This is a genomic window from Bifidobacterium sp. ESL0690 (assembly GCF_029392315.1).
GTDB lineage: Bacteria > Actinomycetota > Actinomycetes > Actinomycetales > Bifidobacteriaceae > Bifidobacterium.
Map to the genome: position 1 here is coordinate 1,342,557 of NZ_CP113939.1, position 22,500 is coordinate 1,365,056.

The 22,500-nt window shown below is 55.8% G+C and carries 16 protein-coding genes and 2 tRNA genes; 1 reads left to right on the forward strand and 17 read right to left on the reverse strand.

What is annotated here, in order from left to right; translation table 11 throughout:
- Positions 1–225 precede the first annotated feature (225 nt).
- Positions 226–867, forward strand: coding sequence for a DNA-3-methyladenine glycosylase I (locus OZX62_RS05450; protein WP_277175238.1), 642 nt, complete (start codon positions 226–228; stop codon positions 865–867).
- A 154-nt stretch (positions 868–1,021) separates the two neighbouring features.
- Here the strand turns inward: OZX62_RS05450 and OZX62_RS05455 are convergent, their stop codons facing one another.
- From OZX62_RS05455 to OZX62_RS05535, 17 genes are all read right to left on the reverse strand, one after another.
- Entirely contained in the window at positions 1,022–3,199 is a 2,178-nt protein-coding gene (locus OZX62_RS05455) for an acyltransferase family protein (protein WP_277175239.1), read from the reverse strand.
- 234 nt (positions 3,200–3,433) lie between these two features.
- Positions 3,434–3,506 (reverse strand) — tRNA-Asn (locus tag OZX62_RS05460).
- A 121-nt stretch (positions 3,507–3,627) separates the two neighbouring features.
- Positions 3,628–4,671 (reverse strand): tRNA (adenosine(37)-N6)-threonylcarbamoyltransferase complex transferase subunit TsaD, encoded by a 1,044-nt coding sequence (tsaD, locus tag OZX62_RS05465; RefSeq protein WP_277175240.1) that lies wholly within the window; start codon positions 4,669–4,671, stop codon positions 3,628–3,630.
- Positions 4,668–5,297, reverse strand: a complete 630-nt coding sequence (rimI, locus tag OZX62_RS05470) for a ribosomal protein S18-alanine N-acetyltransferase (protein WP_277175241.1) — start codon at positions 5,295–5,297, stop codon at positions 4,668–4,670. The genes tsaD and rimI overlap by 4 nt, the downstream gene beginning before the upstream one ends.
- A 7-nt stretch (positions 5,298–5,304) precedes the next feature.
- Entirely contained in the window at positions 5,305–6,252 is a 948-nt protein-coding gene (gene tsaB, locus OZX62_RS05475) for a tRNA (adenosine(37)-N6)-threonylcarbamoyltransferase complex dimerization subunit type 1 TsaB (protein WP_277175242.1), read from the reverse strand.
- 185 nt (positions 6,253–6,437) lie between these two features.
- Entirely contained in the window at positions 6,438–7,034 is a 597-nt protein-coding gene (gene tsaE, locus OZX62_RS05480) for a tRNA (adenosine(37)-N6)-threonylcarbamoyltransferase complex ATPase subunit type 1 TsaE (RefSeq protein WP_277175243.1), read from the reverse strand.
- Positions 7,031–8,020: a DNA polymerase III subunit delta gene (holA, locus tag OZX62_RS05485; protein ID WP_277175244.1), complete on the reverse strand. Its 990-nt coding sequence runs from the start codon at positions 8,018–8,020 to the stop codon at positions 7,031–7,033. Before holA ends, tsaE begins: the two co-directional genes overlap by 4 nt.
- A gap of 115 nt (positions 8,021–8,135) precedes the next feature.
- The gene (locus OZX62_RS05490; protein ID WP_277175245.1) at positions 8,136–9,659 is read right to left on the reverse strand and encodes a ComEC/Rec2 family competence protein; all 1,524 of its coding nucleotides are present in this window, start codon (positions 9,657–9,659) and stop codon (positions 8,136–8,138) included.
- Between the two features lie 548 nt (positions 9,660–10,207).
- A complete protein-coding gene (locus OZX62_RS05495) occupies positions 10,208–11,116 on the reverse strand; it encodes a helix-hairpin-helix domain-containing protein (RefSeq protein WP_277175246.1) in 909 nt (302 codons plus the stop codon).
- A 373-nt stretch (positions 11,117–11,489) separates the two neighbouring features.
- Positions 11,490–14,468 carry a leucine--tRNA ligase gene (gene leuS / locus OZX62_RS05500; RefSeq protein WP_277175247.1) on the reverse strand — a complete coding sequence of 993 codons (2,979 nt, stop codon included), beginning with the start codon at positions 14,466–14,468 and terminating at the stop codon, positions 11,490–11,492.
- A 231-nt stretch (positions 14,469–14,699) separates the two neighbouring features.
- Positions 14,700–15,584 (reverse strand): transporter substrate-binding domain-containing protein, encoded by an 885-nt coding sequence (locus tag OZX62_RS05505; RefSeq protein WP_277175248.1) that lies wholly within the window; start codon positions 15,582–15,584, stop codon positions 14,700–14,702.
- 55 nt (positions 15,585–15,639) lie between these two features.
- Positions 15,640–16,608, reverse strand: a complete 969-nt coding sequence (locus OZX62_RS05510) for a magnesium transporter CorA family protein (protein WP_277159369.1) — start codon at positions 16,606–16,608, stop codon at positions 15,640–15,642.
- A 243-nt stretch (positions 16,609–16,851) separates the two neighbouring features.
- Entirely contained in the window at positions 16,852–17,691 is an 840-nt protein-coding gene (locus tag OZX62_RS05515) for a histidine phosphatase family protein (RefSeq protein WP_277175249.1), read from the reverse strand.
- 130 nt (positions 17,692–17,821) lie between these two features.
- A complete protein-coding gene (locus OZX62_RS05520) occupies positions 17,822–18,853 on the reverse strand; it encodes a YdcF family protein (RefSeq protein ID WP_277175250.1) in 1,032 nt (343 codons plus the stop codon).
- A 174-nt stretch (positions 18,854–19,027) separates the two neighbouring features.
- Complete coding sequence (locus OZX62_RS05525; RefSeq protein WP_277175251.1) at positions 19,028–20,599, reverse strand: carboxypeptidase; 1,572 nt, start codon at positions 20,597–20,599, stop codon at positions 19,028–19,030.
- Between the two features lie 192 nt (positions 20,600–20,791).
- Positions 20,792–20,864 (reverse strand) — tRNA-Ala (locus OZX62_RS05530).
- Between the two features lie 310 nt (positions 20,865–21,174).
- Positions 21,175–22,422, reverse strand: a complete 1,248-nt coding sequence (locus tag OZX62_RS05535) for a hypothetical protein (protein WP_277175252.1) — start codon at positions 22,420–22,422, stop codon at positions 21,175–21,177.
- Positions 22,423–22,500 lie beyond the last annotated feature (78 nt).

A 22,500-nucleotide genomic window follows, 5' to 3' on the forward strand; every position in this document is an offset into this window, starting at 1 on the left:
TCGAATGTCTGCATTACAGGTACCTACGTTTCCACTATGCCTCATCTCTTCAAAATAGAGCATGAAAAACGGGTGATGTGGTCGAATGACCCCGGTTATCCACATCGCCCGGGCGTGTCGCAAAAGTTATGCACGGATATCCTCCGCATAGCATTGAATATCCACAGCTGCCGAGGCTCGAGAGTATAAAAGACATAACCCGTGAAAGAAAGGAACGCTCAACGTATGAGTGCCAAACGAAAGCCAGCAAAGACCGCTTCAGACAATGCAACGGAGGGGTCAACCGAACAGCAGGGTGACGGCCTGCAACGTTGCTGGCCGCAGTCATATCTCGGGCTGAGCCACGACATGCTCGTCTACCACGACACCGAGTGGGGCACGCCTTGCCACGATTCCCAAGCCTTGTTCGAACGGCTTGCGCTGGAGGCGATGCAGGCAGGGCTTTCATGGAACACCATCATCAACAAGCGTAAGGCCATCGACGCTACTTTCCACGATTTTGACATCGAACGCGTCGCGCAGATGTCTGATGAAATACCGGATTTGATGCAGAACAAAGCCATCATCCGCAACAGGCGCAAAATCGAGGCCACCATTCATAACGCTCAGGTTGCGCTGGATCTGGGCATGCCGTTTGCCGATTACATCTGGAGTTTCGCACCCGACGGCCCGCGCGTCAACAGGCCGAAAAGCCGCGAAGAAGTGCCTGCGGTGACCGACGAATCCATTGCAATGAGCAAGGCCATGAAGAAGGCCGGATTCAAGTTCGTCGGTCCCACCACCATGTACGCCTATATGCAGTCGACGGGCATCGTTAACGACCATCTGCAAGGCTGCTTCAGGTGCCCAGAAACGAAAACCGACTGAAATAGGCTTTTCGAATCGGTATTTTGCCTTCCCAAAACCGTCCCAAGCAAAACAAGGTTTTCGAGAAATATTGGATATTTCAAGCCGAATAATTACTATTCCTTATCAAACTGGCGAAGTTGTAGCAACCGTTGATGCTGCTATAGCAAGGAAATCACTGTCCGCACAAACCCTGCCGAATCATGATGCCGTAAGCCTCACGGCCACCGCCTTCGCCCGGTGTCAGATGGGTGCCGTCGTCGTAGAAATATTCCGGATGTCCGTCACTGATGGCATACCAGTCGAGCAAACCGACGTTCTTGTACTTGGCGACCACCGAGCGCAGAATCTGGTTGTTGGAATCCTGCCAGCCCGTAGGCGAACGGACGGTGGTCAGATACAGCGGTTCGTTGCCCACGGCCGCTATCAGATCCTCCACCTGCTGCGCATCGGCGATGCGGTCGTTGGTCCCGAGCGCCATGATAACAACGCTTCCAGCCTGACCTTGCGCTTGATGCTGTCGATAGAGGTCGGCGCCGGTGGCGAAATGACGGCCGACCATATTGTCCTGAACACTGGCCGGAATGTGCTCCTGTACGAAATCGTGCGCACCCATCTCAACCGAATCACTGATAATCAAAGGATTCGCGGTGCACGAACCCGTAGACGCGTCATACGTCCAGCCTTTGGTATTGAGGTTCTTCGGAACTTTGGCAGCCTTCGGTACCAGACGCGGAGGCAGGTTAAGGGATGGCTTGGGAACCGCCGAGCGTCGTAAGGTCAGAAGATCACGCCGAATCGGCGTGGCTATGCCGAGGCTACGGCCGATGGAAAGATAATCCTGGCGTAAAGCGTCCGAGCGCTTGGCGGCAATCTGGTTGAAATCGACCGGTAACGCCGTGCAGAGCACGACGGCCACAACGCCTAGGAACGAGAGAATTTTGGTGACCAAACGCATTTCTCGGAACGGCGTCTTGCCTGCGGGTATGACCTTGCGTACGGCTTCGGCCATCTGGTAGAAGGCCTCGCAAACCGCCCAAAGGATGAGGAACTGGACGATCCATTCCCACCAACGCAGAGGCTGTGTACGGATGGCCGGGTTCATGAATTCAAGGAGCGGATAATGGACCAGATATATCGAGAACGAACGCGAACCGATATAGCGGAACACCCGCGAACCAAGCAGCGAACGGCAGAAGTTGCCTGGAACAAGGACGACGACGATTAGCAGCGCGACGATAAGCGCAGCGGCTTGGAAACCACCACGGTACAGCATCTCGTCATTGCCATTGGAGACGAAATACAGAATGATCAGTGCAGCGAGCAAACAGAAGCCGGCGGCTGCCAAAAGAAGATTCACCGGATTCGACCAGCTCTCGGCATTCGTTGCCGGCTCTGACTTTTCGTTGTGTTGTGTATTCTGCTCAGGCTGTTCAGCGCGTTCGTCACGTCCGTCAGATTCACTGCGTTTCGTTCTTGCCTGCTCGACCGCAAAAGCAAGTAGAGCACCAATCATCAGTTCGGAAAAACGCGTATCAAGCCCGTAATAGACGCGTGACACGTCGGAGCCGGGCACGTAGAGCATCATCATCAGAACCGTTGAGGCGACGGCGAGCAGCAAGGTTATGAGGAACCTGGTACGCAATCTCAAGCTGAAGCGATGCATCAGCCAGAGCAGTGAAATCCAGACCAGATAGAACTGCATGGTGACCGCCAGAAACCACAGATGTGTCAGCGGTGACGGGAGTCCTGCCGCGGCGAAATACGAGACCTTGCGGAAGATATAGACCCAGTTGCTGACGTATAGCGCACTGGGCAACGCATCGAGGTGCAGCTTCGGGAGCATGCCAGGAGACAGGAAATAGGCAGCCGGTACGACCAAGGCAATCAGCGAAAGCAGCGGGAAGGTCAAACGCTTGATTTTGCGCCAAAGATAGCTCGCGTAATGGAAGCCCTGCTTGCTGGCCATGCGTCTTTCGACGCTGCCGGTAATCAGGAAACCGGAAATGACGAAGAAGATGGTAACGCCAAGGAATCCGCCACTCAACAGCGACGGGCGGACGTGGTAGGCCACCACTCCGATGATTGCCAATGCACGCAGACCGTCGATGGCATTGTTTCGGCGAGAAGCAGACAGACGGGAAACGCTTGAAGTATGTGAAGAATCAGGCGTAGTCGAGGAACTGGAAGTTTGAGAGGTACTTGCGGAACCGGAAGTATTCGCAGCGCCAGTTTTGCTCGAAAAATCAGAAGTACGGAAGAGCGTCGCAAGTCGGGCAAAAACAGAGGGACGGGAGGAACCGGAGGCAACTACTTCAGCCGAATCAGGGCTATTTCCGGTCCGTGGCAACATCAACCCCTTTTCTGCCTCAGTTGAATCTGTGGCCATTTTCAGCTCGGGTCACAAAGAAGTACATTAACAAAAGGCATAGATGCTTTGACGGCTGACACGCCGGAAAGTGGTTGACTACGGTTTGGTTTTTTCTGCCAGCTTGGCAGCTGTTTTCGGACATGCTCGGAAAGCAACGGATCATGGCTAAAACGAAAAATTCTCGGAACCATTGAGATTCCGAGAATTTTCATTCCGCTCCCGCAGCTGGGCTTGAACCAGCGACATTCTGATTAACAGTCAGACGCTCTGCCAACTGAGCTATGCGGGAATGTCCCGTACGAAGCTTGAAGCACCGCACAAGAAATATATCTTATACAAGAATCGATATCGCGCAACCCCAATGGCGTGTCGCTTGGATTTTGCGGAGTGTCTCGATTCCTGCTTTCTGTTCACACGCTGATGACGTTCATGGGCATCGCAGAATCGATGGGGAAATCCGGGGACGACGGGCGCACGCCGGCTTCGACCAGATTGACGCCTAACATGGCGACCATCGCACCGTTGTCGGTGCAGAGCTTGATTTGCGGGATACGGACCTCGACGCCGTGTTCTTTGCCTACCTCAAGCAACTTGGCACGCAGCTGGGAGTTGGCGGAGAAACCGCCGCCGACAATCAGCGTCTTGGAATCGTACTCCTCGCAGCCATGCATGGCCTTGTTTGCCAGCACCGTGGCCACAGAGTCCGCCAGCGAGGCGCAGACGTCGTCTACCGGAATCTCCTTGCCAGCAGCCTGCTGAGCTTCGACCCATCGAGCCACAGCCGTCTTGACGCCGGAGAAGCTGAAATCGTATGGATGGTCTTTGCCGGCCTTGCCTTTGGTAAGGCCTTGGGGCACCTTGATGGCATGCGGATCACCTAGTTGGCCGTGTTTGTCGATATGCGGACCGCCTGGGTAGGGGAAGCCGAGCAGACGTGCAACCTTGTCGAAACACTCCCCTGCGGCGTCGTCAAGCGTCGTGCCGACCACGTCGACATGACGGGCGACATCCTCGACGTGCAACAGCGAGGTGTGGCCACCGGAGACGATAAGCGCCAGCGTATCCTTCGGGAACGGGCCAAACTGCAGTTGGGTGACGGCGATATGACCGATCACATGGTTGATGCCGTAGATTGGCTTGTTCGCCGCCCAAGCAAGGGCTTTGGCACCGGAAACACCGACGGCCAGGCACCCGGCCAGACCGGGGCCTGCCGAGACTGCTATGGCATCCACATCGGACAGTTCCATATTTGCATCGGCCAGCGCTTTCGAGACCACAGGCACGAACGCCTCTGCATGGGCTCGTGAGGCGATTTCCGGGATGACACCGCCGTAGCGTGCGTGCTCCTCCATCGAGGACGCCACGACGTTGGAAACCAGCGTACGTCCCCGAACGATGGCCGCCGCGGTCTCGTCGCAGGTCGATTCGATGCCCAGTACTGTCGGTTCGCTCATTGATGTTGCTCCATGTTCTGTTTTTCGCTACTGAATCCCATGATATGCGGTTCAAGGTCCAACGCCATTTCAACGGCATCGACATCTTCGGGTTGATAATAATGCCGCAAAAGACCGATCTTCTTAAATCCGAGGCTGCAATAAAGACGTTTTGCCGGTTCGTTGTCGACGCGGACTTCCAGTTTGATGCGACGGACTCCGTGATGACGTGCGTACCTAATCAGACTGTCGAGAAGATTTTTGGCGATTCCGTTTCGCTGGAACCGTTTGGCGACGCCGATAGTCGTGATCTCGGCTTGGCCGTCGGCATGCCACATGCCGGCATAGCCACGCATGATCTTTGAAACGTCAACTCGTTGAAGCTGTTTTGTTTGTTCGCGGGCTGGGCGTTTATTACTTTTAGTAGCATCGACCAAATTGGCGACGTCGGCGGCATCGCTGCTTTCAGAATTATCACTGGCATCAGTAACTTCGATGACATCGGCAAGATAAATTCTGGACGCGTCGGTTACCTCGTCACGCAATGTCTGCATATCCCAAGCTTGCGAGGCGAAAAGCTCAGTTTCGAGCTTGGCCGCAGCCTCCAAAGCCCTCTGCTGGTTGAGCTCGCCGAATTTAACGATCATCTTGTGTTCAGGCCTTCATGGCTCCTGCATGGTTCAACACATGCTTCAGCGGGTTGGGTACGGAAACGTCCGGACGGCGCAGGTAAAGCGGTTCCACAGGTTTTGTAGCGTTCTCACTACTGCTGCTATTGTCGCCAAGTTTACCGTTGACACCATTTGCATCGCTTGAATCAATGCCATTGCTTGCCAAGGCGCACTCGGCGAAAATCTCCAGGCCTGCTGCCCCGGCGTCCAATACTGAATGGTCAATAACACGACCCAGCATCGTGCCAAATCCCTGCCAGGCATCCGCATATTTCGAAGCTCCATGACCGACGATATCGATACGATATTCGCCCTGTACAGCATCTTCCGCACCGAGCTTTTGGACGGCCTCGTTAATCCGCTCGACGATATGCTGGGGATAATCAATATCCATATCGACCAGTGTGGAAACAAATGAGTTCGTATTTTCGGAGGCAGGTTGCTGACTTACGCCATTGTCGTCGATGGTTTGTTTTTCATCGCTATACAGCGCGAAGTACAGCTGGCGACGACGGGCGTCATTGACGGCCAACGTCAGGTGATGGACAGATTCAGTGTTTGGCGTCTTTTCTGTTTCTGTTCCCTTGAGAAAATCGCAATCCGCAAGCCGGGCATCGCCCTCACGCTTGAGTTTCATCATCCACGCCTGAGGCTCAAGGATGTCCTGACCAAGCAGCTGGGCACCAGTGGCGTACGCGATGGCTTTCGCCGCCACCACACCGGCACGAAGCCCGGTGAACGGGGCAGGCCCGACGCCGACGACAATGCGGTCAAGGCCCTGTGGCGTGAGCCCGGCCTGACCGACGGCCTTGCCGATATTGACCTGCAATTTTTCGACATGGGTGCGTGAATCGGTCTCGATAATGGGTTCATGACCCAAAACACCCACCGTCGAACCGAACGAAGTGTCGATGACCAATGTGTTCGTCATATTTGCTGCTCCTACCATTCACGCTGCCCGCCCAGCGATCATTCAATTTCCGGGCGCCAAAGATTCATGCCGTTGTTACTGTACAACTTTCGCGCAACCGACGAAACCCGCCACGTCCATGAACGACGCGCAGAACATTGGTAATTCCCTCATAATGCCCGCGAAACGAAGCCGCAGGTTTTTGCTTATTCCATTGAAGCCAATCGACCGGTGAAATCCTCCCAGCGCTTGCCGACAGGAACGAATGTCACGGTGCGCATGCCGTCGCCGGTGAGTTCAGCATTCGGGTTTTCCGCTTCGGCATCGAGCGTCGCCTTGTCAATCGGACGGTCGATATGGACTTCGAGACGAACTTCGGCGAACGCGGAGGCCATCTGTTCGCCCCATTCCATCAGAATCACCGTATGTTCTCCGGGATCTTCGAGTTCCTCGTCAAGCCCCAGCGATTCGAGTTCGTCAAGAAGCCTATCGACAGTGTCCTGACCAGGGGCGAAATCGTTGCCGCCAAGCCGATAGGCATCGACATGCACCAGATGTGCGGGAGTCCCGTCCGAAAATCTGCCGTCGAGCTCCCGGGCAATGGTGAAAGTTGGGGAAACGATGGGTTCGTCGATATGAAGCCCTGCCCCGAAACCTTGCGCAAACGTCGTCTTGCCGGCTCCCAACGGGCCGGAAAGCAGCAGTACATCGCCGCCGTACACACAGGCCGCCACCTTGGCTCCCAGTTCCTGCATATCCGCGCCGGTAGGCACTTCAACCGTATATGATGATTCATCGCTCATACGTTCATACGTCCTTTATGGCTGATTAGTTCGATGGAGCGCTCCAGCGCATACATCGGGTCTCCCCCATTGGTCTTGTTCTGTTCATCGGCCCATGCCAACGTCTGGATGCATCTGGAAAGTCCTTCGGACGTCCAACCGCTCAGTTGCCTTGTCGCATTGCGCAGCACCCACGGGTTGGTTTTCGCTTCGGCTTGCGAGATGCTGCCGGAACGCACCGCGGAAGCTTTGGCCAACGTCCGCAGTTTCATCGCCAGAGCTCCTACGAGCGCAATTGGGTCTGTGCCTTGGGCCACTGCCGCACGCATGTCAATGATGGCTTTGGAATCGTTTCCGGCGAGCGCCGCATCAGCCACAGCAAATCCGGTGACTTCTGCATTGCCGGTCAGATACTGATTGACCAGATTGAGACTGATCGGGTCATCATCGAAATCGAAGCAAAGCTGTTCACACATGGCCGCGAGTTCGCCGGTCTTCTCCCCCAGAACCGCTACCAACTGCTGGGCGGCGGCAGGATCGATGCGACGCTTATGGCGTTCGAAGCACTGGATGACGAAGTTCAGTTTGGCGTCGGCGCGTTTGAGGTCTGGAATGGCCTTTTTCTCGGCCCCGGCTTTGGCGAGACGGTCGATGATTCTCTTGCCCTTTTGCCCACCGTCATGTTGTGCGATGACCGTACCCGATGCGGAAGCTGGATCTTTGGCTATCGAGGCACAGTAGTTGGCCATGGTGTCCACCAGAGCATCGTCGGCGTTCTGGATGTGCCGGATGATGACGATGGAACTGGTGCTCAACAGCGATGGGCTCACAGCCTCGTCGAAATCATATTGGCTCGCCTCGCCCGCGTCAAGTTCGATAATCTCAGCTTCTGGATCGTTCTTCGCGGCCTCGTCACGGCAATCACGTACCTGTTGTTCGTTGAGGAATTCGTCGCCGCCGATGACCAACACGAATCGGGTCCGCGGTTTGGTTTGCTTTCCAGCCATCACATTCCTCGATTCTTGAGACTACCTGATACAGCCGCCGTGACGGCATAACGCTTACGACTTTCTATGATATTCAATGTGGTGTCACAGGTGGACATACCTCGTGTCTCCCGCATTAATCGGGCTTTTGGAGCCGTTCGAACATTTGTTCGGTTTCTTTGAGCCATATGGTTCCTTTGCTTCGCAGTTGTATGAGATGACCGTCATTACCTGCAACAGAACCGTCGTTGCCTTGTCTTTTCATAATCATTGACATTGCTTTGAACAGCGCCACCAAACCGATTTCGCAGGCCACAATCATCAATGCGCCACTGACGCCTCCCGCCCACGGCATGGTCGCGGTTTGCGAACCACCAATGGTATCCGCACACCACTGCATCACCGACGTCCCGCAACTGGAGAGCCAGACGAACACAAACGCCAGATGCGGTGCCCGTGACGACAACACCAAGCCCGCCAGCCCAGTAAGCGTTGAGAAATCCACGAACGGTGCCACCACGAGATTTGCAGGCACGGAAAGCAACGGAAGCGTCGGAGTCATGAGCACCTGTATCGGCAAGGTGAACAGCTGAGCGGCGATGGTCACCGACATGCCATCGGCAAGGAATTGCGGCAATACTGCTGCAAGCCGATCCGCTATGGGACCGGCACAGAGCACGATGCCAAGCACCGAGGCGCAGGAAAGCGCGAATCCGTAACTTCTGGACATTGCCGGGTTGACGAGCAATACGAGGATGACCGTCCAGCTCAACGCACTGATCGCCTGCGGCTTTCTGCCGGCAAACATCGCGGAAGAGGCAAAGACACCCATAATCAAAGCGCGCATCACCGAGTCGGAAGGGTACATGGCGCTCGCGAGCGCCGTATAAGCCATCACCGTCAGCATGGCAACCACTTGTCGCGGTAGCAGGAACCGTGCACATCCCGAACGTATCAGGCTCCCGATTAGAGCGAAATGCCCGCCGGAAACCGCCATCAGGTGCATAATGCCGGAATCCTTGAAATGCATCTCCAGCAGCGTGGCGAATGTGGCGTTCACAGGTTCACGCTTAGCTGCGCTCGCACCCATGAAATCCTGTCCCAAAAGCCCGATTGTCAGTCCAGGAACCAATACACGCCCTTGGTCGGAAAGACCTTCCGTCACCGAGAAGAACGAGCGTTGCATGGAGTCAACCAACCGTTTTGTCGGTGGCGCTCGTTCCAGCAAACTTGTTGTCGCATTGTCATCAATGGTCAGCCAGATTGGCCGCATCCCGTAGCGGGCAGTCTGTAGCGTACCGGAAGTCTCTATCGTCTGACCGTCCGAAAGCCGCCCGCACAACGGTTTGTTGGCATATAGGACGATACGTGACCTACTGGCTTGACGAATGCCGTCGTGGCCGATGCCGACCAAATGCGCGTTCGCCTGGCAATCAGCCTGCCATGAACTCGCCGCAGTAACCGGCGATTCAAGACGAACACTCGCCTCAACCGTGCTTTCGCCCCCACTTGCGAGCGCCATGGCCGGGTCGCGGTACGCCATTGCATCGGCACTCATCGAAGTGATGAACGCGGCCAAAGCCGAACATGCGAGAACGGCCACCCATATCGTTCGGCTTCCGTGTGATTCCTTGAAAACCAACGAAATTCCAGCTTTCAACGGATGCGATTCTTCTTTTGTATGCGTCTCATCAGGTACGGGATACAGGGCCAGTGCCGATACATTCGAGATTGGAACGTTTGTTCCATTTCCGGATTGCAACTTTCGGCAGATTCTCGTCGATTTCTGAACATTGGACTTAATAGTGGGGTATTTTTCGGCTAAACCGCTTGAAAGTGTGTCGCCCCAGCCGAACCATCGACGAGATATAACAAGCAAGGCAACCATGCCAGCCAGTAACAAAAACAATACGGCTATCGGGAAAATGTTGTCAGCGTTCAATGAAGCTTTCAGCGGCTGTATAACCCTTTCCAATGGAGAAATCGCTGACGAAGAATTGTCGGATTCAATGGCATCACGATTGGGTGAAGACTTCCTTTCTCGCTGCCCGGTGAGCAGGGCGAATACAGCGTGTGAGCCAAGCGCTGCAATCCACACGCACAACGCCACCGGCAGCATTCGCCAGTCCCGGCTGCCTTGCTCATGCTCGTTTCCCCTGTCAAACTTGTTGGCAGGATCTTTGCCTAGAAAACTATCAATATTTTTCATCAGACCGTCACCTGCCCGCGTATCTTCTCCAGTGTCTTCTGGCCGATGCCTGAAACCTTGAGTAATTGGTCGACGCTGGTGAAATGACCGATGGACGTGCGATAGTCGATGATTTTCTGCGCCATCACCGGCCCCACGCCCTTGATCTGTTGCAACTGTGTGCTGTCGGCGGTGTTGAGGTTGATGAGATTGCTTCCGTTGCTCGAAGTCCCGGCCTGCCCAGCAGAAGAGTCGGCTTGGGCGGGTGAATTTGCCTGTGTCGCGGCGGCATCACTTCCGGTGTTTTGACCTCCAGCTCCAGCAGATGTTGAAGTAGAGCCAGCAGCTCCACCGGATTTCGAAGAATTCCCTTGTGTCAGACCTGAACCCTTGGCTTTGGAACCGCTTGCTACAGTTGCACTGACGGATGAGGCTTCAGCCTGTTGCTTGTTGTAGTTGATCGTCTGGGTCACCAGCATCGTCAGGCTTGCGCACAACGCCACCACCAATACCAGAATCACCACCACCGCCTGGGTGGGTTTGAACACCAATCTTGGGATGGTTCGTTGTTTGGCAGCTGATTTGACATTCGAATCCGCTGCGAAATCTTCATTGGCAGAACCATCTATAACGGAATCAAAGTCATCAACTTCTAAAGTCTGTTTGATGTCTTCAGACCGATTCTTTGGTTTGCTTTCAGACCTGTTTTCGGGTTCGATAAGCCAGCTATTCACAGGTGGCAATGGCGGAAGACCGACACGTAGCAGATCTGCGTCAAGACTTTGCCCGTTCCTAAGCAATTCATTTTCAAACGATTCAGTCTGTGGCGTAGAAGAGGGATATAGCCGCGTCGTCAAAGCTCGGCTACCGTCATGCATCCTATCGTCAATACGACTGTCATTGAAATGAATACCCATACCTTCAAGCATGACTGAACCGAGTGCAAAAGTCGAGCCAAAACGACCACTGTGGTCGAATGATATGGGTTATCCACATTTGAGGCGTGTCGCGCCCCAACCCGCCGAATCGTCCACATTCATGCACAGCGTGTCAAAGCGATCTGATTGCCGTAAAAGATTGGTATCCTGCCGAAATCTAGCCTCTTTGCTTTAGATTTTCGACAAGTTTCTATATTTACTTCGTTCTACAAGTTAGCGGAAATTCAAAAAACTATAAAACCAAATGAAAAGGGCACAGGGGTTAAATCCTGTGCCCTTTTCATTACACTTTTGTTCGTTCAACCCATCGGATGACCATTCGATATCATTCCGAATCGTCGTCCAATGGTATTCCCGTCATCCGTTACTCCGCAGGAACGATGGAGACGATCTTCGGGGCCTTGACGATGACCTTGCGCGGCTCCTTACCTCCCAAGCGGTCGGCAACGGCCTTCAGAGCCATGTCCTTCAGTTCGTCGGGATCGATCGAGGGACTGACCTCGAGTTTAGCGCGAACCTTGCCCTTGATCTGCACCACAGCGGTGACAGTGTCTTCGCCTACATAGCGCTCGTCGGCCTTCGGCCAAGGCTCGTGTGCCAGAGAATCGGTGTGACCGAGCTTCGACCAAAGTTCCTCGCAGATATGCGGGGCAATCGGCGAAAGCATGAGAATCAGCGGCTCGACGGCGGCACGCGGCACGGCCTTCAGACCGGTCAGGTGGTTGTTCAGCACGATGAGCTTGGCGATGGAGGTGTTGGGGCGCATATGCTCCATTTCCTCGGTCACCGCGGCGATGGTGTTGTTCAAGAGCTTCAGCGTCTTGGCTTCGGGCTCGACATCAGAGACGGTGACCTCGCCGGTGTTCTCATCGACAACGTTACGCCACAACCTTTGCAGGAAGCGCATGCCACCCACGACGTTGCGGTCGTTCCACGGGCGGGACTCGTCGAGCGGGCCCATGCTCATCTCGTAGAGGCGGAACGTGTCGGCGCCGTAACGCGCATACATGTCATCCGGGGTGATGATGTTCTTGAGGCTCTTGCCCATCTTGCCGAACTCACGGTTGGCGTGCTGGCCGTGCCACGTGAACGTCGGCTCTCCGGACTTGTCGGCAGGCCCCTCCTCCACTTCGGCGGCAGGTACGTACTGGCCACGGTCGTCGGTGTAGGCGTAGGCCTGAATCATGCCCTGGTTGAAGAGCTTGTAGAACGGTTCCGGCGTGTCGACGTAACCCAGATCGAAGAGAATCTTGTGCCAGAAACGCGAGTAGAGCAGATGCAACACCGCGTGCTCCACGCCACCGACGTAGAGATCGACGCCACCGGTCTTGCCCGATTCCTTGTTGTGGTTCGGACCCATCCAGTATTCGTATTCCTCCGGATCAACCATATGCTTCGTGTCATTCGGATCGATATAACGCATGTAATACCAGCAGGAACCGGCCCAGTTGGGCATGGTGTTGGTGTCGCGGTAGTAAGTCTTCGGTCCATCGCCCAAATCGAGCGTGACCTTGACCCAGTCGGGATTTCGGCTCAGCGGTGCCTCTGGGTTGCTTTCGGCGTCCTCGGGGTCGAAGGTCTTCGGGCTGTAATCCGGAACATCGGGCAGGTTGATGGGCAGCATGGAATCAGGCAGCAGATGCGGCACGCCGTCCTCGCCGTAGACGATCGGGAACGGCTCACCCCAGTAGCGCTGACGGGAGAAGAGCCAGTCGCGCAGACGATAGCTGACGGTGCCTTCACCAGCACCGGCCGATTCGAGCCATGCAGTGACCTTTTCGATGGCGTCGTTGACGCGTAGACCATTCAGATCCAGAGCGTCGCCTTTGGCCTGCGTGTGCTCGGTCGAGGAATTGATGACGATGCCGTCGTGCGAGACAAACGGCGCCTTGCCCTCGTAATCGGCCAGATCCTCACCGGAATCAGGCAGAGGCTTGACGGTATAGATAACCGGAAGACCGAACTTCTTGGCGAAGTCATAATCGCGCTGATCGCCACCAGGCACGGCCATGATAGCGCCGGTGCCGTAGTCCATTAGAACATAATCTGCTGTGAAGAGAGGCAGCTTGTCGCCGGTGATGGGATTGATGGCATAAAGTCCGGTGAAAAGACCGGTCTTCTCGCCGCCCTCGTCGACGCGATCCTGCGCGGTCTTGGATTCGGCTGCGAGACGATAGGCCTTGATGCCTTCGGCCGGCGTGGCATAACCACCCTTCCAGCTTTCTGGAGTGTTCTCCGGCCAAGCGGCAGGAGCATCCGCCAGCAAATCATGCTCGGGTGAAACCACGGCGAAGGTGGTGCCGAACAGCGTATCGGGGCGGGTCGTGTAGACCTCCATATCCCGCTCGCCGTTGGGGGTTTCGACCTTGAAATGCACGGATGCGCCGTGGGATTCACCGATCCAGTTGCGCTGCATCAGCTTGACCTTCTGCGGCCAGTCGATGATGTCGAGGTCTTCGATGAGACGGTGGCCGTAGGCGGTGATGCGCATGGACCACTGGCGCAGCTCACGCTGGAAGACAGGGAAGTTGCCGCGTTCGGACTTGCCTTCGGCGGTCACTTCCTCATTGGCCAGCACCGTGCCGAGGCCCGGGCACCAGTTGACCGGCGACTTGGAGATATAGGCCAAACGGAAGTCGTTGAGCACGTCCGCCTGTTCAGCCTCGGTGAGCTCGTCCCATTTCTTACCGGAATCCTCGAAACCGGGAATGGCGCGCTTGCCGCTCTTGAACTGATCAATAAGTGTGTCGATGTGGCGCGCGGAACCCTTGCCGCCGTCGGGACGGACGAAATCGGGGTCGTACCAGGCGTCGTAGATACGCGAGAAAATCCACTGCGTCCAGCGCATGTAGCCGGGGTCGATTGTAGCGAAGGTGCGGCGGTTGTCGAAGCTCAGGCCCATGCGGTGCAGCTGACGGCGCATGTTGGCGATGTTGGCCTCGGTGGTCACGCGCGGGTGCTGGCCCGTCTGCACGGCATACTGTTCGGCGGGAAGGCCGAAAGCGTCGTAGCCCATGGCGTGCAGCACGTTTTCGCCTTTCATGCGGTGATAGCGGCTGACCACGTCGGTGGCAAGGTAGCCCAGCGGATGCCCGACGTGCAGGCCTTTGCCAGAGGGATACGGGAACATGTCCATCGCGAAGTATGGCGTACGTCCGTCGGCGTGCTTGCCTTTGCCGTCGGTCAGATCACCCTTGACGTTCGCGGCCCAGAAGGTGCCCTTCTCATCCCACGTTTTTTGCCATTTTTCCTCGATACCCTGCGCCATCTTGGCGTTGTAACGGTATGCCGGAACACTTGAAATATTGGCGCTCGAATCCGCGCCTTGTTCATTCTCGCTCATAAATAGGATTATCGTGGCTCAACTGGACACAGGTCTTCATATTTCCGCAACGTGGTCATGTTGCCGTCAAAAAGATAATTTTTACTTAAATCGAAGACCTAACAAATATGAAAACAGCGAAAGGGCCGGATGACGTTTTCCCCTGCGATTCAAAACCGAAGCACTACGCAAGGCAAAAACCGCGCCGGGAAAGGTACCCTTTGCAACAATAGGCGCAAAACCTAACCTATCTTAATTTTTGAGAGACTGATTCAACGCCGGTTCGGGCATATAGCCGATGCTTGCTCGCATGGACTTGGCGGCCTTCTGCCACGTGCCGTCCTTGACCATATCGTCGAGAATGGTGTTGATCTTGTTGGTCAGTTCGCCGTTCGACGGACGAATCACGACCGCGTGACGGACCTGGGAAACCTGCGCGATGGCTTTGACCAACCCCGCAGAAGAAGACGAATCCTCATCGCCAAGAACGGTGACATCGTGCTCGACGACGCTGGAAGCGAGGCCATGCAGAATCGCGGCATCGGCGGCAACGGCATTCGTTTCGCCGACCAGCAGCGCGGTAAGGCACTGCGGGTAGGTGTCGCGTTCCTGGATTTTCACGGCAGGAATCGCAGAGGCCAATGCGCCCCCGTCGGCCGTTCCCTTGACCGTGCAGATATTCTGATCCTTCAATGACGAGACATCAGTGAAATCGTGTTGCAGACGTGTCGGCACCAAAAGCCCCAACGGGTCGGTGAGATAAGGCTTGGACGTACCGAACTGACGGCCGGTGTTGGACGTGATGACGGCGGGCAGAGCCGAGACGAACATATCGGCTTTCGATTCCTCCAAAGCGGTCATGGCCGAAGAAACATTGACCGGCTTGTAAATAATCTGCTTGTGCGCATAGCCGAGTTTTTGGGCCACGTAATGGGCCACTTCGATATCGAAACCGGAATATTTGCCTTCGTGGTCGAGACCAAGCCCGGGCTCGTCGTTCGCCACGGCAATCGCAATGGTCGGACCTTCGGGAACATTGGCGGAAGGCGGGGTCTGCGTCGGCCCACATGCCGAGGCCGAGAACAGCAGGCCGAAGCCACACCCCAAGGCGAGCACCGACTTGAAATGCCGGTTCATACTTCTTTTAGCAAGAGGAAAAGCCGATTTCAATCTTGACAATCGCATCCAAAACCTACTTAAAAAGCTTGGAACGTGTCAACCACCATGCCACAAGGCCGGTGATGACCATGGAAATGGCGATGACGATGAAAAAGCCCCAGCGCGAGTTGGTGAACGGCATGCCGAACATGCCGTCCTGAAAGTTCATGCCATACATGGAGAAGATCAGTGTCGGGATCGACAGGACGATGGAGATGATGGTGAAAATCCTCATCACATTGTTGAGGTTGTTGGAAACGATCGAGGCGGAGGCGTCGGTCATATTCGCAAGAACGCCGCTGTAAATGTTCGCCATCTCGATGGCCTGCTTGTTTTCGGTGATGACGTCGTCCAAGAGGTCTTCGTCCTCCGGATACTGCTTGATGTGCGTCAGCGAATTGAGTTTTTCGGTCACCCGCAGCTTTTCCATCACGATTTCGTTGGACTTGAGGCTGGTGGTGAAATAGACCAAGGTCTTCGAAAGTTCGAGCAGCTGCAGGATCTCGCGGTTCTGCATGGAGTGCTGGAGTTTCAATTCGAGGTTGTCGGAACTGCGGTCGATGATGCGCAGATAACGCAGGTACATCGTGGCGTTGCGATAAAGGATTTGCAATACAAAGCGGGTTTTCATATAGGTATTGAACCCGCGGATGGTGCCTTCCATGAAGGGATGAAGCACCGGCGTGTCCTGCATGCAAACCGTGATGATCGTATGCGCCGCAACGATAATCGCCAAAGGAATCGTTTCGTAATGGTCGCGTCCGTCGCGCTGCTCGACGGTGGGGATGTCGACGATGATCATGGTGTAATCGTCTTCGGAATCGACGCGTGAACGTTCCTCATCATCCAAAGGTGCACGCAGGTCGGCCAAATCAACGCCGGTCTGGGAGGAAACGGTGGCGAGTTCGACGTCAGTGGGGTTGGACAAACAGATCCATGAGCCGTTTTCCAACTTGTTTATCTGTTCGACCTGCCCATTGATCGTATTGAACATCCTCAACATGTCTGCCACCCGCCTTTCGCGTCATTCGCTGTACGGTTCCCGCAGGAGACGCCGGCTTGCGCGCCGCGCGTCCTGGCCACCGGAACATCTGCCTTCATATGAAGAAGCGCAGACGAAAATCCCGGATTCCTGCTGTTAACCCAAAATTCAAGAATAACCCCTCGCCGGAACTTTTTGGCCGCACTTTGCGCTTAGCGTCGCACAACGCGCAGCCATGCCGTCCTTCTACCGAGTTCCTCCGTCTCAGACCGTATCCGTGACGGGCAGCGGTGTCATCAATGTCATGCCTTCGTATCGAAGCTCTTGAGGCCCGTTCGACCAGTCGGCGATTGTCGAGATGGCCGGGCCGCAGTTGTATTCGGCGAGCGTCCAACCATAGCTCCCGTCGGCCTGGCGCCTCGGGTTGAGCGTGGACCAGTAGGCATTGGGAATGTTGCCGAGCTCGTCGATTTCCGGATCCATATGAAGCAGCGTTTCGACCGTTGCGGCGATGAAGGAGCCGTGGCTCACCAGCATCAAAGTAGTCGGGGTATCATCCTGCGAATTCTCATCAAGCAGTTCCAGCACGGCCTTCGCTCCCCTGGCACCGACCTGGGTTCGCGTTTCGACGCCATACTTGGCCTCGCCGCCCTCGTGTGCGCGCCAGGAACGGTAGGCTTCGGCATCCAGCTCCCTGATTTCCGGGCGTGTCTTGCCTTCCCACTGACCGAAGCTGCGTTCGCGAAGCCGCTTGTCGAGCGTGACCGGCAGGCCCAGAAGATCGGCGAAAGCATGGGCCGTTTGCGCGGCGCGGAAAAGGTCGCTGGAAATCACCTTCATCCTGCGTTTGCCCGCAGGTACCTTCTGGTATTCGCTGATATCGCTCTGTTTCGCGGCTCCCGGGCCGGGTTGCGCCAGCAGGTCGGGATTGCCGGCGACGTTGTTGACTTTGGCCCAGTAGTAGCGTCTGGCCAGCTCGAGACCGGTCTGGTCGACCTGCCACTGGCCAATGATGTCAAGCGGGACATCGATCTGGCCCTGCAGGCGGTGGACGACGTTATAGGACGTCCTTCCATGACGCAAAAAAATGACTTCGTCAATCATATTCATTCACTCCTTTTGCCGGTGAATCCCTGTTGTCTCGACATCCGCATGTGCGATGTCTCACTGTTTTCATTGTGCCGCACCCCACCGATGAAAGGAACGCCGAGTCGCAAATATGGAATATTGATTATTATCTTCCTAGAATCATCCCTGCCGCCCACAGCGCGGCTATGGCCAGATACGGCCAGAAATGCGCCTTGCTGATGGCAATGAATTCGCGGATGAACGCGGCCGGCCAGTAATAGCTTTTGGTGTGGCTGCCGATTCCGTCGGATTTGAGCCCGATTTCTCGCGCGTATTCGCTGGCACGGAACACGTGGTAATCGCTGGTGACCACGGCGACGCGATAAGGGCACGCCATGCGGTTCTGAGCTGAAACGTAATCGTTCGAAGCGCAACGTTCGTCCATAATCACTTTGCAATTGCGTAGATTTTCGAGCGTGGTGGTGGATTGATCTTCTTTGATGATGTTGCCGGCCGGCACTCCCCGTTGCTCGACCAGATATCGTTTCATCGCTTCAGCTTCGCTGATTTCCTCATCGGCTCCCTGCCCGCCTGAAACGATGAACAGGCCACGTCTCCCCTGCCGATTCCATAAATCGACTGCCTTGTCGATGCGCCCTCGCAGCAGCGGCGTGGGTTTTGTGCCTTGCAAACCGGCCCCGAGAATGACGATGTAATCGTATTGCCTGCGTCTTGGCAGGAAGCGATAAATCGCGGAATACAGCAACAGCGCCGCGAACGTGAAAAAGAACCAAAGTCCTTCCAACGCAATGAGCAAGCCTAGGCTCTTACCCCAGCGGGGCGCATTGAAATAAAAAGTCATCGGATACACGGCGACGCAAACCATCATCACGAGCGCGAACAAAGCGGGCAAAACCGTGGAAAGCGAGAACCCTTCATGACGGATGACGATGACCGTGTTGATCAGCAGGAATCCGACGACGATAACCGGCGTGAACGCGGCCACCAGCACTATCGGGATAAACGCCCAATCCCGCCAGAAATCAAGCAACAGCGCGCTCGAAAAGCATAGCACGAACAAGGCGAGCCACACAGCGTTGCGGAAACGCCGCGGTTCCTGGATGACGGAGACGACGAGCAGCAGACCGAAGAATACGGCAGGGCCGTACAAAAGCGCTGTCTGCCACCAATCAGTCACTGTTCGTCTCCCCTATCATTCCCGTATTTTCAACGCCCAGTATGTGCGTTTTATATGTTCAGTACTTTTCGACGTTCTGTATGTTCCTTTGTTTTCAACGTCTCACGCGTATCAACTTTGCCGTTCTCGCGACCTTTTACCAGCCACAAGAACGGCGAAGCTTCCCCTTGCCGTTCAGATCTTGCGTTCGTTGATATCGGCCAGTCCGGCGACATCACTTGCGTAGAAGCGCGACAGATCTCCGGCGAACTTCTTGATGCTTTCCGGGGCGGTATAGAGCATGTGGCCGGCCGGATAGTAGGTGAACGCTACGTTACCGCGCAAAGGCTTGGGCAGGGCCATGTGGTCGATGTCGTATTCGGTCTGGTTGAACGGGGTACACAGGTCGTAGATGCCGTTGCCGATCATGACCTTGAGCGTCGGCTCGTGCGCAATGGCTGCGGCGAGGTCGGCCGTGACCGTCGGGAACGGGATGTGCGGGCCCCAAGACGTCTTGGCACCTTCCGGCAGGGTGTGCCACCAGGTCCAGCCTTTGCCCGGTTCCATGGAATCCCAGTCGAAATCGGCGAAGCCGCGGCGTTCATCGGCGCCGTCCCAGCCGAGTTCGTCACGCAGATAGGCGTTGGCGACGCTGGAATAGGCGGGGTCGAGGAAGCTGTCGTCGACCACGAAGGTCTCTTCCTGCGCGGTACGGTCGAGGTCGTAGCCTTTGCTCCGCCCGTCGTAGCGGCCGACGATCATGCCGGTGTTTTCGCCGCTGTCGTGACGCAGCAGTTCCTTGCGGAAACGCATATCGACCACGCGCAGATCAGAATCGTAGACGTACTGTTCATCCAGTCCGGTCAGTTCGGCGTAGCGTTTGGCGACATCGCGCTTCGTGACCTCGTCGATGGTATCGCCTTGCGCCAAGGCGGCACGCAGCGGGCCGTTGGCGAATTCGCGCGCGGCGTTCAGATGCGTTGCGATATCGACGTCCTGACCCGCCTTGCCATGGTAATGGGAGACTGTGGCGAACGTCGGGAAATAGCCGATGTAGAACTGGTCGGAGGTGTCGAACGTATAGGCATAATCCAGGATGTTGGAAATCAAAACGAGACCGTTGAGAGCAACCCCGTCCTGCTGAAGCCGGTACGACAACGCCGCCCCGCGCGTGGTGCCGTAGGATTCGCCCAGCACATATTTCGGCGAGTTCCAACGGTGGAAACGGGTCAGGTAGGCGCGGATGAATGCGCTGAAGCCTTTGACATCGCCGTCGACCGAATAGAGCTCCTTCTTGGCTTTTTCGGCGATCTGCGAGAACCCGGCGCCCGGGGCGTCGATGAAAACGATATCGGAATACGGCAGCATGGTGTATGGATTGTCTTTGAGACCGTAAGGCGCAGCAGGAACCGGCGCCGCGTCGGGAATATCGATGCGCTTCGGTCCGAGCGAGCCCATCATCAGGAACGTTGAGGACGAGCCTGGGCCGCCGTTGAAGATGAACGTGATCGGTCGCGTGGTGTCGGTTTTGCCGGTTTCATCACTCAGTTCGAAGGCCACATAGAAATCGCTGGCAGCAGGCTTCACTTCTTTGGTATCGATCGTGATGGTGCCGACGGTCGCTTGATAATGAATCGTTTCGCCGTTGAGTTCCATCGTATGTCTTGTCGTGTGCTCGCCTGTCGGACGAAGTTTCGGCTCTGCCGGCTTCTCGGCTGACGTGTTCTGCTTGGCATCGGTTTGCGCCGACAACGCTTCCTCGTTCATATCGCGACTCCTTAAAATAATTGTTCGTCTTATTTCCAGCCTAACGCAGAGTCGTCTCAATGAAGCTCTAAGACTATGACAGGTGAAGATCAAACCATCAAGCGCACAATCTGACCGGTATCCCCGAAACAACGTCGCTGTTGCAACAACAAATGAAAGAGGCTTTCGAGAAATACTCGAAAGCCTTAACCGTGGAGCTAGGGAGATTCGAACTCCCGACCCCCTCCATGCCATGGAGATGCGCTACCAGCTGCGCCATAGCCCCGGTCTTGTTTAAGTTATTGCTCCTTGCGAAGCCTTAGATACTTTACAACAAACTCCCCAAATGACCAAACCGGCGTGTCGCTGAAGACTTGCTTATGGCCACTAAAGGAAGATGGCACAATGGTTTTCAAACGATTACGTATCCCCAAAAGCCAAGATACCAGTCACAAGAAATGACGAAAATACGAGATATTGAATCGAGAACAAATTCGAGAAGGCCGGATTGAATGGCCTGTATAGGTCTTTCAATCCGGCCAAGCTCATTTCATCCGGTTATGTGCACCTCATCCGGCGATATTCGCTTCGATCCTTCATCGTTGCTTCGCAACACCGGAAGCCGCGCCAGATGAGCTGCTTCCAGTCTGTGAGCCGGAAGTCGAGCCGGATTCATTGCCGCTCGTGCCAGTGCTGCCGGAGGTCGAACCGCTAGTGGAGCCAGAATCAGTGGAACTACTGCCGCCGCTGGTGCCGCTCGAGGAATCCGCGGAACCGCTGGAGGAACCGGTGGAATCCGAAGTCGTGCCACCGCTGGTCGTACCTGAATTGCTGCTACCGGAAGTACCGGTGCTCGAATTGCCGGAAGTGCCGGTGCCAGAGCCATTGGAGGTTGACCCGCTTTGCGTGCCGGAATCGGAGGTGGAGCCGGAATTGTTCTGGTTGGTGGTGCTGTTGTTCTTCTGAGTGCCGCTGTCGGTTTTCTGGCTGCCATCGGTCGAGTTGTTGCCAGAATCGTCCTGTTGCTTGCGGTTCTTCGTGGCCGAGTTGGTGACGATGTTGCGCACCACGTCATCGGTGCCTTGCCCCTTGGTGGCCAGCGAGATGATGCCTGCCGTAATGCCGACCGCGACCAAGGCGCTCACCACGGCCACGACAATCGCCAGCCGCTTGTAACGCTTCTGCTTCGATGAATCGAAGACGCGGATATGGCCGTCGGCCTGGCCCGGGCCCTTGACCCGTTTGCTGGAACCGGCAATGCTCTTGCCTTGCGCGCCGTTCTTGACCGGTTGCATTACGGCGGTTTTGCCACCGGAAGCGGAAGGCTGCAGAACCTGAGTGGCCTCACCTGGTTTGCTGCCATTTTGGTTCAACTTGCTCTTGCCGTCGGCGCCAACCGCAGGCATCGCCTTGGTCGCGCCTTTCGTGCCATCCTGCGATCCTTCTTGGCCATTACGGGCCAAAGCCGCAAGACTCGTGGACGTGCCGTCGAGACGCAAGGTGGAAGGCGCATGCACATTGTTCGCGGAAACAGTGTTGGCCAATCGCCCGTGATGCTCGGCATCCGAACCGATGACGCGCGTTTCCTCATTCGAACCGGCACCCGCGATATCCTGCTGCGCTGTATCGTCGCCCTGCGGCACGTTTTCCTGCAGCTTCTTGCCGGATTCGTTGAGCACGTTCTGATAGATTTGCGAAGCCACCGCCGAGACGATGGAACCGACCGCAACACCGATCACGGAACCGGCGATGCCGATTTTCGCCGACAACAGGAACGAAGTGACCGCAGCAAGCGCACCGGCTATGATCTGCGAGACCGAAATCCCCTTGAAAAAATTCTTCATGATTCTCAAGGATAACGAAACGAAATTGGAAAACGCTGATAACCGACCAAAACCTTGCCGAACGCTTACAGCCAGGGA